The organism is Vibrio sp. R12-SG2-ISO1 (assembly GCF_059834045.1).
On sequence record NZ_JCBDGO010000029.1, the window covers coordinates 75439 to 88304 of the forward strand.

At 51.4% G+C, this 12866-nt stretch carries 9 protein-coding genes; 8 read left to right on the top strand and 1 reads right to left on the bottom strand.

Annotation, left to right across the window (positions count from 1 at the left end; all coding sequences use genetic code 11):
- Nucleotides 1–303: 303 nt before the first annotated feature.
- The gene (locus AC6R10_RS18430; protein ID WP_500673133.1) at nucleotides 304–840 is read right to left on the bottom strand and encodes an FxsA family protein; all 537 of its coding nucleotides are present in this window, start codon (nucleotides 838–840) and stop codon (nucleotides 304–306) included.
- Between the two features lie 270 nt (nucleotides 841–1110).
- On the opposite strand from AC6R10_RS18430, the gene aspA reads away from it, so the two are divergent.
- The 8 genes from aspA (at nucleotide 1111) to AC6R10_RS18470 (ending at nucleotide 12803) form a co-directional block, all read left to right on the top strand.
- The gene (gene aspA / locus AC6R10_RS18435) at nucleotides 1111–2562 is read left to right on the top strand and encodes an aspartate ammonia-lyase (RefSeq protein WP_500629848.1); all 1452 of its coding nucleotides are present in this window, start codon (nucleotides 1111–1113) and stop codon (nucleotides 2560–2562) included.
- 213 nt (nucleotides 2563–2775) lie between these two features.
- The gene (locus tag AC6R10_RS18440) at nucleotides 2776–4083 is read left to right on the top strand and encodes an anaerobic C4-dicarboxylate transporter (RefSeq protein ID WP_500673134.1); all 1308 of its coding nucleotides are present in this window, start codon (nucleotides 2776–2778) and stop codon (nucleotides 4081–4083) included.
- Nucleotides 4084–4528: 445 nt separating this feature from the next.
- On the top strand, nucleotides 4529–5992 hold the full coding sequence (locus tag AC6R10_RS18445) for a YfcC family protein (protein ID WP_500673135.1): 1464 nt from the start codon (nucleotides 4529–4531) through the stop codon (nucleotides 5990–5992).
- 701 nt (nucleotides 5993–6693) lie between these two features.
- Nucleotides 6694–7914, top strand: a complete 1221-nt coding sequence (arcA, locus tag AC6R10_RS18450) for an arginine deiminase (protein WP_500673136.1) — start codon at nucleotides 6694–6696, stop codon at nucleotides 7912–7914.
- A gap of 102 nt (nucleotides 7915–8016) precedes the next feature.
- Entirely contained in the window at nucleotides 8017–8928 is a 912-nt protein-coding gene (arcC, locus tag AC6R10_RS18455; RefSeq protein WP_500627493.1) for a carbamate kinase, read from the top strand.
- Between the two features lie 87 nt (nucleotides 8929–9015).
- Nucleotides 9016–10026, top strand: a complete 1011-nt coding sequence (locus tag AC6R10_RS18460; RefSeq protein WP_500673137.1) for an ornithine carbamoyltransferase — start codon at nucleotides 9016–9018, stop codon at nucleotides 10024–10026.
- A 250-nt stretch (nucleotides 10027–10276) separates the two neighbouring features.
- Entirely contained in the window at nucleotides 10277–10768 is a 492-nt protein-coding gene (locus AC6R10_RS18465; protein ID WP_334554683.1) for an arginine repressor, read from the top strand.
- A gap of 226 nt (nucleotides 10769–10994) precedes the next feature.
- Nucleotides 10995–12803, top strand: coding sequence for a protein-disulfide reductase DsbD (locus tag AC6R10_RS18470; RefSeq protein WP_500673138.1), 1809 nt, complete (start codon nucleotides 10995–10997; stop codon nucleotides 12801–12803).
- Nucleotides 12804–12866: the final 63 nt, after the last annotated feature.

Below are 12866 nucleotides of genomic sequence, written 5' to 3' on the forward strand. Positions count from 1 at the left end.
AAAGACCTATAAAGCACGACAAGTGTTGATGTTTTTTATGAAACAAAAATATAGGAATCATTACAACGAGAAGTAGATCTCATTGAGCCGATGAATAACGGAAGTGTGGTCAACTTTTCAACAAAACAGGAAAGCATGCTGTTGCAAAGATGCGATTAAGCAGATGATTCTAGGAACAATTCGTTGACAGCCCGACTAAGCGACACCCATCCACGCAGCACGTAAGCCGCCCCTAAATAAACACGCTGCGGCCCATAAAAACGACAAAAGCGCCCGCAGGCGCTCATCATCAGAGCCAAGACCCTATTTTAATTTTGGCTTGTCGTTCTCATCGTCTTTGCGTTCGAACTCACCTTCAAACGTCTCCCCCTGTGTCGAGTCAGACTCAAACGGCGAAGCGCCGTCACGATGGAAAGGGTCTTGATGAGAAAAGGGATCATGAGAGAATGGATCATGACCAAAGCCACTCTGCCCACCCACCGATCGAATCACCATTTTGCTCATCAGCGTTTTGGCGATCATGGCACGGGGCGCCGGCAGTAACACCAACATGCCTAATGCGTCGGTCAAAAAACCGGGAGTGAGCAGTAAGACACCCGCCACCGCCAGCATCACGCCTTCCATGATCTGCTGCGCGGGAAGCTCACCTTGTGCCAGGCGCTGCTGCACCGACAGTAACGTTGCAACGCCTTGGCTGCGCACTAAAGAGGCGCCGACAAACGCGGTGACCAGCACCAGACCGATGGTCGGCCATAAACCAAGAAACCCACCCACTTGGATAAACAGGCCGATTTCAACAATAGGTACAATGATAAATAGTAAGAGTAAGATAGGAAACACACGCCCTCCTTTGTTGCCCTCAGTGTACGCGCAAAGCCTGTACAGGCACAAATCTAAGCGGTAAAAAAGTGTTTACCTCTCACGATGAAACTTTCAGTAAATAAATATAAAAAAGGTGATCAAGTTACTATTTTTATGCGCTAGGTGCAGTATGATGTGCCACATAAGTCAGGACGGATTTATAGCCCAAAATTCTGATGAATGGATTCTTAGACTACAGAATGGCTAGCATTTAACTTTATTATCAGAATAATACTCTAAGGATCCTGTATGGCTACCCTAACCGATGCCACTAAGGCACTTTCCCCTGCAACACGTCTTGAAGAAGATTTATTGGGTGAGCGTCACGTCCCTGCCGACGCTTACTACGGCATCCACACCCTACGTGCGATTGAAAACTTCAACATCTCTAACATGACCATCTCCGACGTGCCGGATTTTGTCCGCGGTATGGTGATGACCAAAAAAGCCGCGGCGCTGGCCAACAAAGAGCTGGGTGTAATTCCAAAGGATGTGGCGAATTACATTATCCAAGCGTGTGATTTGATTCTAGAAACCGGCAAGTGCATGGACCAATTCCCATCAGACGTCTACCAAGGTGGCGCGGGCACATCGGTCAACATGAACACCAACGAAGTGATTGCCAATATCGCCCTCGAATTAATGGGCAAGGAAAAAGGCGAGTACGACTTCATCAACCCAAATGACCACGTCAACAAGAGCCAGTCGACCAACTGTGCCTACCCAACCGGTTTTCGCATTGCGGTGTACAACAGCGTGCACAAACTGATTGAATCGATTGAATACCTCAAAGGTGCGTTCGAGCTTAAGAGCCAAGAGTTCAAAGATATCCTCAAGATGGGCCGTACTCAGCTGCAAGACGCGGTGCCAATGACGGTCGGTCAAGAGTTCCACGCTTGGGCGGTGACACTCAACGAAGAGATCCGCGCGCTTGAGTACACCTCAAAACTGCTGCTCGAAGTGAACCTTGGCGCAACGGCCATCGGTACGGGTCTCAACGCGGCGCCGGGCTATCAAGCAGCGGCAGTCAAACACTTAGCACAAGTGACTGGTCTTGATGTGGTCCCTGCGGAAGATTTGATTGAAGCTACCTCAGACTGCGGCGCCTACGTGATGACGCACGGCGCGCTGAAACGCCTAGCGGTGAAGCTATCTAAAATCTGTAACGACTTGCGCTTGCTCTCTTCTGGTCCTCGCGCAGGTCTAAACGAGTTGAACTTGCCACAGCTGCAAGCGGGCTCTTCCATCATGCCTGCTAAGGTCAACCCTGTGGTGCCTGAAGTGGTCAACCAAGTCTGCTTTAAAGTGCTGGGTAACGACAACACCATCTCTTTCGCGGCAGAAGGCGGTCAATTGCAGCTTAACGTGATGGAGCCAGTGATTGCCCAAAGCATGTTTGAGTCGATTTCGATTCTGTCTAACGCTTGCGTGAACTTGCGCGACAAATGCATCGACGGCATTACCGTCAATAAAGAAGTGTGCGAAAACTACGTCTACAACTCGATTGGTATCGTCACTTACCTCAACCCGTACATCGGCCACCACGAAGGCGACATCGTCGGTAAGATTTGTGCTGAAACCGGTAAGAGCGTACGTGAGGTGGTGCTAGAGCGTGGATTGCTGACGCCAGAAGAGCTGGATGACATTCTTTCGGTTGAAAACTTCATGCGTCCAACGTATAAAGCCAAGCGCTACGAGTAAGCGCAAAAATAGGGCCTGCGGGCCCTTTTTTAGGCACGCATCCGGTAACCACACTTTTCCTATGGATTACTCTCATACAAGGTAAACAACACGCAGTGATTATCTAAACCTTCATGCCGCTGGCCTGCGTTCAAAGGCGCGAAGCATTAGATAATCAAAATCAAACATTCAATATCAAACATTCAATATCAAACATTAAACGAGGATATAGCTATGGTCGCAGTGGAGCTCATTGTTGTTCTGCTCTTCATTTACTTGGGAGCAAGAATCGGCGGGATTGGCATCGGCCTTGCCGGTGGTGCGGGTGTGATTGCCCTGTCTTTGGTGTTGGGCGTGCCCACCAGTCAGGCGTTCATTCCAGTTGACGTTATCTTAATCATTATGTCCGTGATTACCGCGATTGCCGCCATGCAAGTGGCCGGTGGTATGGACTGGCTGGTTCAAGTAGCGGAAAACTTTTTGCGCAAACACCCTGAACGAATCACTTTTTACGCGCCGATCGTCACCTTCTTAATGACCTTGATGGCGGGTACCGGCCACACGGCGTTCTCAACCTTGCCTGTGATTGCTGAAGTGGCAAAAGGCCAAGGCGTGCGCCCTTCTCGTCCACTGTCGATTGCCGTCGTTGCCTCGCAAATTGCCATCACGGCATCGCCAATCTCAGCGGCGGTCGTGGCTTTCGCGGCGATGTTGGCGCCAATGGGCGTGGACTACCTCACGCTACTGGCGGTCTGCATTCCAACCACTTTTATTGCTTGTATGATTGGTGCGTTTGTCGCCAACTTCATGGGTAAAGAGCTAAAAGACGATCCTATCTACCAAGAGCGTTTGGAAAAAGGGTTGATCAAACTAAGCAGCGACACGCAACGTGAGATCCTGCCAACCGCAAAAACCGCCACCTACATTTTCTTGGCGGCGATTGGTTTTGTGGTCTGCTACGCGGCGGCGATTTCAGGCTCGGTTGGCCTAATTAAAGACCCTGCGCTTGGTCGTAACGAAGCCATCATGACCGTGATGCTCGCCGCGGCGGCCGCTATTGTGCTGGTGACCAAAATCGATGCAGCGAAAATCCCATCAGCCGCGACCTTCCGCTCAGGTATGACGGCGTGTGTCTGCGTACTGGGTGTTGCATGGCTTGGTTCAACATTCGTCAATGCGCACGTGGCAGAAATCAAAGAGCTGGCGGGCGATCTCTTGTCTGAACATCCTTGGATGTTGGCGATGGTGCTGTTTTTTGCCTCTATGCTCCTTTACTCACAAGGCGCAACCACAGTGGCGCTTATGCCTGCCGCGCTAGCGATTGGTGTCGCGCCACTGACCGCCGTTGCGTCCTTTGCCGCCGTCAGTGCTCTGTTTGTACTGCCGACCTACCCAACGCTGTTGGCTGCGGTTGAGATGGACGACACTGGCTCAACGCGCATCGGTCAATACGTGTTTAACCACCCGTTCTTTATTCCTGGTGTGGTGACCATTGCCTCGGCAGTTGCACTCGGCTTTACCTTTGGCGGTCTGCTGATCTAGTCTCAATAAGACGCCATAAAAATAATTCGATACAAAGGGAGCCGAGCGCTCCCTTTTATTTTGCACTGAATAAAAAATCACAGATCACAGACGGTTTTTGATTGACATCAAAATAGCGTTAATTAATAAAACCTTCTCGTTAACCAAATCGATTGAATAAAATTCCCAGCGTTTATTTTTACTGCTATTAAATCCATTCACTCTTTCTAAAAAAATCCAAAAACCAGCATAGAAATCCAACTATTTCACTTGAATACCCTAGCGCTTTTTCCATGAAAATTTTGGCAAAAAATATAGGACAGTAATTTGTGACCCGCTCCAAGGTTAATCTTTGAGACGAAATTTACACTAGTTTTAAATTCGATCATGCCTATCAATAATAACGCTATCTATTGTCACAGATTCACTTGTATTCACCCTTTGCAATACAAGTAAGGAGATCATCATGACCACTCAAACTGTCCCTAGAGAACATAAAAACAGCGAAGAGAAAAAACGCGGCTTTTTTGCCAATTTTAAATTCCCTTCCGCCTACACCATCTTATTTGTCTTAATAGCCCTTGTGGCCATGTTGACGTGGATTATCCCCGCTGGCCAATATGACCGCGCCATGAATGAAGACCTAGGCCGTGAAGTGCCGGTGACGGGCACTTATCAGCCTGTGGAAGGCAATCCACAAGGGGTGATTGATGTCTTGCTTGCGCCGATAGATGGCTTTTATGACCACAACAGCTACGAAGCGGCCGCGATTGATGTGTCGCTGTTTATCCTCGTCATCGGCGGTTTCTTGGGCCTAGTGACTAAAACCGGCGCGATTGATGCTGGGATAGAGCGCGTCACTCACCGCCTTGAAGGACGCGAAGAGATGATGATCCCCATCTTGATGGCACTGTTTGCCGCAGGCGGCACCGTGTATGGGATGGCGGAAGAGTCCTTGCCTTTCTATACCTTACTTGTGCCCGTGATGATGGCCGCACGTTTTGACCCTGTGGTCGCCGCCGCGACCGTGTTGCTCGGTGCTGGGATTGGCTGTTTGGGTTCAACCATCAACCCGTTCGCCACTGTGATTGCCGCCAACGCCTCTAGCATTCCCTTCACCGATGGCATCATGCTACGCGCCATCATGTTGGTGATTGGCTGGGCCATCTGTGTCGCCTATGTGATGCGCTATGCACGCATGGTGCGCCAAGACCAATCCAAATCGATTGTGTTTGATAAGTATGAAGAGAACAAAGCGCACTTCTTGGGTAATCAATCCGAGCAAGGCCTTGAGTTCACCACCACACGCAAAGCGATTCTGACCATCTTTGGCCTCTCGTTCGCGGTCATGATTTACGGTGTCTCCATTGCCGGTTGGTGGATGGCGGAAATCTCAGCCATGTTCCTGGCCGCCACCATCATCGTGGGTATCGTGGCACGCATGAGTGAAGAGGAGTTCACCACCAGCTTTATTGATGGCGCCCGCGATCTACTTGGCGTTGCCCTCATCATCGGGATTGCGCGCGGTATTGTGGTGGTGATGGATCGCGGCATGATCACCGATACCATCTTGTACTCAGCAGAGCAGATGGTGACTGGGCTCTCCTCGGTCGTCTTTATTAACGTGATGTTCTTCCTAGAGATTTTGCTCTCGTTCTTGGTGCCGTCGACCTCTGGTCTTGCCGTACTCACCATGCCGATTATGGCGCCATTGGCCGACTTTGCCGGCGTCGGTCGTGATTTGGTGATCACCGCATACCAATCAGCATCAGGACTGGTGAACCTCATCACGCCAACCTCAGCCGTGGTGATGGGTGGCCTTGCGATCGCCCGCGTGCCTTACGTGCGCTGGGTGAAATGGGTCGCGCCGCTGCTCGCTATCTTGACTCTGTTCTGCGTATTGGCGTTAAGCCTAGGTGCGCTACTCTAACCGCTCGCGCAAAGCCGTTAAGCAGGATAACGAAACGGTTGTCCTGCCTCCTCCCTGCTTGCAAGACTCAATCAAGAAAAAAGCCACGTGTGTGGCTTTTTCTTTATCTGCACTTTCTTTATCTACTCTTTCTTTATCCGTACGTTTCAATTTTTATTCCAATTGGATAATCCATTTTTATAGGCTGGGTTAGTTTTTCTTATCTAAAAATAAAAACCACGCTTTGGTGAATAAAAACAAAAACAAGCGTGATCACCTAGACAAATTAGCACATTCATTTATTAACAAATGCCGTCAAAAGCGAAACAAAGTCACTATATAAAGAAAAACAGCGCATAAAACCGCACACTCATTCCATCCATTATAAATATCGACATGAATACAATTCCCTCTCTTTACCATGATTGACTCTCACGGCACTATTTTTCTGTCACTCGGTGAATAAAAATCCTTACAGAGCGAAAAACAAACACCGTCACAGCTTGGTAACAACTGCATGGATATTGTTAAAACCCTAGGCGTAGCAAGGGCTGCAAGAAAAAATGAAGTGTGACTGAGCGCAGAGAATCCTCCTCTCCAGGGCGTAATATGAATATCAGAACAACAAAGTGAATAATTAAATTCACTCTCAAATAATCCCTACACCCTTATTTAATTTGTCACAGATGCATTAAATAAAAAATAAATAGAGAGATACGATTATGAGTAAGTTATACGTAGGTTCTGAAATCGGTCAATTACGTCGCGTGTTGGTTCACCGCCCGCGTCGTGCTCTCACCCACTTAACCCCCTCAAACTGCCACGAGCTACTGTTTGACGACGTGTTAGCGGTCGAACGTGCCGGCGATGAACACGATGTGTTTACCCAGACGCTGCGCGATCAAGGGGTGGAAGTGCTGCTATTGACCGACATGCTGGCAGAGACGCTGGCAGTACCAGAAGCCAAGGAGTGGCTACTCAATCGTCAGGTGTCTGACTACCGCTTAGGCCGAACCTTTGCCAACGACGTGCGCTGCTATCTGGGCGACTTGCCCAACCTTGAATTGGCCAAGATCCTCACCGGCGGCCTCTCCTACGCGGAAATGCCTATGCGCTCTTCCTCGATGATGCAAGCGCTGCATGCACCGACCGATTTTATTATCGAGCCGCTGCCCAATCACCTCTTTACCCGTGATACCTCCTGCTGGGTCTACGGTGGCGTCTCCATCAACCCGATGGCTAAGCCAGCTCGCCAACGTGAAACCAACCACGTGCGCGCCATTTACCGCTGGCACCCAACCTTCGCTGGCCAAGAATTCATCAAATACTTTGGTGATGAAGAGGCGCTGTACGACAACTCAACCATTGAGGGCGGTGACGTATTGGTCATTGGCCGTGGCAGCGTCTTGATTGGTATGTCTGAACGCACCACACCGCAAGGGGTGGAGCACCTCGCTGCCGGCCTATTTAAACACGGCCAAGCCAAACAAGTGATTGCGATGGAGCTGCCTAAACATCGCTCTTGCATGCATTTGGATACCGTGATGACCCACATGCGTGAAGACACCTTCTCCGTCTACCCAGAAGTGGTGCGCAAAGACGTCAAATGTTGGAGCTTGACGGGTGACGAGTCTGGCGCGGTGCGTGTCAAAGAGGAAGGCTACTTTGTCTCGGCGATTGAAAGAGCGCTCGGCGTTGGCCAACTCAACCTCATCACCACGGGCGGCGATAACTTCAACGCTGAGCGTGAGCAGTGGAACGACGCCAACAACGTGTTGACCGTCAAACCGGGCGTCGTGATTGGCTATGAGGGCAACACCTACACCAATGAAAAATACGACAAAGCCGGCATCAAGGTACTGCCCATCCCTGGGGATGAATTGGGACGAGGCCGCGGCGGCGCTCGCTGCATGAGCTGCCCGATTGAGCGCGATGGCATCTAAGCCCGCGGTCGTCACAGACGCCATCGTTATCAACCCATTCATCCTTATCATCGGATCAACAAGGAGCAAAAGCGGGCGCTTTTGCTCTGTGGAGACAGAGCTATGAACAAACAAACCGTCGTTGTCGCCCTAGGGGGCAATGCGCTACTTCGCCGCGGTGAGCCGCTCGAAGCCGAGGTGCAGCGCCACAACATTGAAATCGCGGTCAACACCATTGCCAAAATCGCCGAGCACTACAACGTGGTGTTGGTGCATGGCAACGGCCCGCAAGTGGGGCTGCTTGCGCTGCAAGGCCTTGAGTACAAGAAAGTCGCGCCCTACCCACTCGATGTGCTGGGCAGTGAAACCCAAGGCATGATTGGCTACATGCTGATGCAAGAGTTTAAAAACCAGATGCCGAGCACCAACATCACTTGCATGTTGACGCAAATGACCGTCGACCCAAATGATCCGGCCTTCGCCAATCCAACCAAACCGATTGGACCGATTTACCAAGAAGCCGAAGCGCGCGAACTGGCTGAGCGCTATCACTGGACCGTCAAACCCGATGGCGCGCATTTTCGCCGCGTCGTACCGAGCCCTAAACCAACAGGCATCATTGAACACGAAGCCATTACCAAGTTGATCGCCGAAGGGCATTTGGTGATCTGTACCGGTGGCGGCGGCATTCCTGTCAAACGGGAAGGCGGTAAATTGATGGGCGTTGAAGCGGTGATCGACAAAGACATGTCCGCCGCCTATCTCGCCAAACAGCTCAACGCCGACGCGCTATTGATCCTGACAGACGCCGACGCCGTCTACCTTGATTGGGGCAAGCCCACTCAGCATCCGCTACGTGCCACCACCCCTAGCGAGCTGGCGCACTATACGTTCGATGAAGGCTCGATGGGGCCAAAAATTGATGCCTCGTGCGAGTTCATTCGCCAAGGAGGCAAGGTGGTTGGCATCGGCGCCCTCGAAGATGGCCTAGCGATTTTGCAAGGCACCGCCGGCACCAACATCACCAAAGGCTAACAACCAACAACGAGGCTCGGGCCATCTTCGCGCCGAGCCTAAACAGGCATTGCACGTCATCATCTCTTTTTAAGAAGGAAATTCACCATGGCTTTCAATTTACGTAACCGCAACTTCCTTAAACTGCTCGACTTTACCCCACGTGAGATTGACCATCTGCTCGCGCTCTCTGCTGAACTGAAAAAAGCCAAATACAACGGTTACGAGCAGCCGCGTCTCAAAGGCAAAAACATCGCGCTGATTTTCGAAAAAACCTCAACCCGCACTCGCTGCGCGTTTGAAGTGGCGGCGTTTGACCAAGGCGCGCAAGTCTCCTACTTGGGCCCCTCTGGCTCACAAATCGGCCATAAAGAGTCAATGAAAGACACCGCACGCGTATTGGGACGTATGTATGACGGCATCGAATATCGCGGCTTTGGCCAAGAGATCGTCGAAGAGCTCGGCCGATACGCCGGTGTACCCGTCTGGAATGGCTTGACCGACGAGTTCCACCCCACCCAAATCCTCGCTGACTTCCTGACCATGATGGAACATGGCCGCGGCAAAGCGCTGCGCGACATCTCCTTTGCCTACCTTGGCGATGCACGCAACAACATGGGCAACTCCTTGATGGTGGGCGCGGCGAAAATGGGCATGGACATCCGCCTCGTTGCGCCAAAGCAGTTCTGGCCAGAAGAGAGTTTGGTCGCCACCTGCCGCGACATCGCCCTGACCACAGGCGCTAAAATCACGCTCACCGACGATGTGCAAGAGGGCGTGCAAGGCTGTGACTTCCTCTACACTGACGTCTGGGTATCGATGGGCGAAGCGAAAGAAGCGTGGGCTGAGCGCATCAATTTGATGCTGCCGTATCAAGTCAACATGGCGATGATCAAAGCCACCGGTAACCCGCACGTGAAGTTCATGCACTGCTTACCCGCCTTCCACGGCGAAGACACCACGGTCGGCAAACAGCTCGCGAGCGAATATCCCATGCTCAAAGACGGCTGTGAAGTGACGGATGAAGTGGTCGAGTCGGACTACTCGATTGTCTTCGACGAGGCGGAAAACCGCATGCACACCATCAAAGCGGTGATGGTGGCGACGCTCGGCGCGTAACCACCGGCTTTAGATGAACTAAGAGACTCGCGGGGCTGATAAAAGCCTCGCTTTATTAGAATAAATGACCAGAAAAACACTTTTTCATTAGTTTTTTATTTGGTGACAAGTGTCATATAGCCACACTTTTATTGGTGATAAACTCAGCGTGCGTAACGGCGCTTTTTCATTGAACAACCTACAAGGGTACATAGATGGAGCTGTGTACTCATTCCCATCAGGATGGCGATAATCATAATAAGGGGTCCTTATGAGTGACACTCTTCATCTCGCGGACGACCAATTTGCCGATGACAAAACCCTCACTTCAGCGTGCAAACGGCTACTGCAACAACAAAGCTTTTCCACTCAAAATGAGCTCAGAGAAGCCCTAGTGAACATCGGTTTCGAGGGCATCAGTCAATCGACCGTCTCTCGCTTGCTGTCGCAACTTGGCGTCGTCAAAGTGCAAAACGCCTGCGGCAAAAAAGTCTACTGCATCACGGTCGAAACTGCGCCAGTGCGCGTCGAGTCCTCCATCTCTTCGCAAATCGAGTTCATCACCCACAACCAATCCATGGTGGTCGTCAAAACCCACCCCGGCAGCGCCCAACTGGTCGCCCGCCTCGTCGACATCGACCCACACACCGAGATACTCGGCACCGTCGGCGGCAACGACACCGTACTCATCATCCCAAAAGACACACAAAAGATAGATGCGTGTGAGCGGATTGTGCGGATGAGATTAGGAGTGAGTTCATAGGGAATAGGTCCTAGAGGCGAGTGCCTAGTTCCTAGAGGGATGGTGATGGGTGATGGGTACAATCTTCTAGGCACTAGGAACTAGAAACTAGGCACTAGGAACTAGAAACTAGGCACTAGGAACTAGAAACTAGGCACTAAAAACTAGAAACTATTTGAAACTTATCCATCCGATCTCCTGTCTGATTGAGTTACACTGAATCCATCTTAGTTAACGTGACGGTCTTATGCGCTTCGCTTTCTCGCTTGTTGTACTGATTCTTTCTCTCTTTTCGAGCTCGGTGTGGGCTCTGTTTGGCAATTCGCAATCTACGTTCAGTCCTGCCAATGAGGACAATCGTTTTGTCACTGTTGATGAGGCGTTTGCCTTCAATGCGGTGCAGCAAGGCGCGCGGGTCTATCTCGATTGGCAAATCAAGCCAGATTACTATCTCTATCAAGATAAGATTGCCATCAGTGGCGAGCACATCACGTTAGGCGATATCACACTGCGCCAAGGTGAGCCCTATCATGATGAGTTTTTCGGTGACGTGAACATCTACACCACGCCGCTGTTTGTCGAGGTGCCTTTGGCCGAGTATCAAGCCGGGGCTCGCTTAATGGTTCAATACCAAGGCTGCGCCAAAGCCGGTTTCTGTTATCCGCCAGAAACTAAGGTCATTGACCTGACCTCGTTTGATTTTCAAGACGCCGATGTAGTCATCGCGCCCACCGCCACCAATTCAGAAAAGACGCCTATTACGACTGACACGGCGACAGACTCATCACGCTCACAACAGGCACAACTAGCCGATCGCATCAGCGAGAGCGTTTGGACACCACTGCTGTTTCTCGCACTGGGTATTGGCCTCGCCTTTACCCCATGTGTCTTGCCGATGTACCCGATTTTGACCAGCATTGTGCTCGGCGGCGGTCAGATCAACACGCGCCGCGCATTGGGCCTTTCGTTTGTCTACGTGCAAGGCATGGCATTGACTTACACCTTGCTCGGCTTGGTGGTGGCGCAAGCCGGTTTGCAGTTCCAAGCGGCGATGCAGCACCCCGCGGTGTTGATAGGGCTGAGTGTGTTATTCGTCGCGCTGGCCTTGTCGATGTTTGGGCTCTATACGCTGCAACTGCCAAGTCGCCTGCAAACTTGGCTCAATCAACTGAGCAGTCAGCAGCAAGGTGGCAATCTGCTCGGTGTGTTTAGCATGGGGGCGATTTCTGGTTTAGTCTGCTCACCCTGCACCACAGCGCCGCTGTCGGGCGCGCTCTTGTATGTGGCGCAAAGCGGCGACTTATTTACCGGAGGGATCACCCTCTACGCGTTAGCACTTGGTATGGGCATTCCTCTGATTTTGGTCGCGGTCTTTGGCAATCAGCTATTGCCCAAAGCGGGAGAGTGGATGAATCGCGTCAAGACGCTGTTTGGCTTTATCCTCCTCGCGGCGCCGATTTTCTTGCTTGAACGCATCCTGCCCGAGCTGTGGAGCAGTGCGCTGTGGTCGGGGCTCGGTATCACGGCGTTTGGCTGGCTCTATCACAGTAAAAATGCGCTGCCTTTTGGCGGCTGGAAGCAAAGTGTAGTGGGCATTATTGCGGTGCTCGGCTTGTTCGCCAGCGCTCAGCCGCTGCTCAATCTTTGGTTTGATGGCCCAAGCACCCACTCGCCAGCCGCTCCGAGCATTGAGTTTACCCGCATCAACAACGTCGCCGAGCTCAACTTAGCCCTCAGCCAAGCCCGAGAGCAAGGCAAACCTGTGATGCTCGATTTTTATGCCGACTGGTGCGTCGCGTGTAAGGAGTTTGAGAAATACACCTTCCACCAAGCCGATGTGGAAGCCAAGCTGAGCGAGTTTGTGTTGTTGCAAGCCGACGTCACCCGCAACCAAGTGCAAGACATCGAACTACTCAAGCAACTCGGCGTGCTCGGGTTACCGACCATTGATTTTTGGGATGCCAATGGCCAGCCGATGCAACATGCTCGCATAACAGGATTTATGCCAGCCGAGACGTTTTTAGCGCACCTTGAGGCGTCTTACCCAAAGCCATGACAGGCGCCTCAGATTTGCGTTCAAAACCCGATACACTTCAGACTTTTAGCGGATAAAGATTGT

Bases quoted from the DNA above. Each gene is read 5' to 3' on its own strand.
- aspA (WP_500629848.1), top strand. From the start codon at position 1,111: ATGGCTACCCTAACCGATGCCACTAAGGCACTTTCCCCTGCAACACGT.
- AC6R10_RS18440 (WP_500673134.1), top strand. From the start codon at position 2,776: ATGGTCGCAGTGGAGCTCATTGTTGTTCTGCTCTTCATTTACTTGGGA.
- AC6R10_RS18445 (WP_500673135.1), top strand. From the start codon at position 4,529: ATGACCACTCAAACTGTCCCTAGAGAACATAAAAACAGCGAAGAGAAA.
- arcA (WP_500673136.1), top strand. From the start codon at position 6,694: ATGAGTAAGTTATACGTAGGTTCTGAAATCGGTCAATTACGTCGCGTG.
- arcC (WP_500627493.1), top strand. From the start codon at position 8,017: ATGAACAAACAAACCGTCGTTGTCGCCCTAGGGGGCAATGCGCTACTT.
- AC6R10_RS18460 (WP_500673137.1), top strand. From the start codon at position 9,016: ATGGCTTTCAATTTACGTAACCGCAACTTCCTTAAACTGCTCGACTTT.
- AC6R10_RS18465 (WP_334554683.1), top strand. From the start codon at position 10,277: ATGAGTGACACTCTTCATCTCGCGGACGACCAATTTGCCGATGACAAA.
- AC6R10_RS18470 (WP_500673138.1), top strand. From the start codon at position 10,995: ATGCGCTTCGCTTTCTCGCTTGTTGTACTGATTCTTTCTCTCTTTTCG.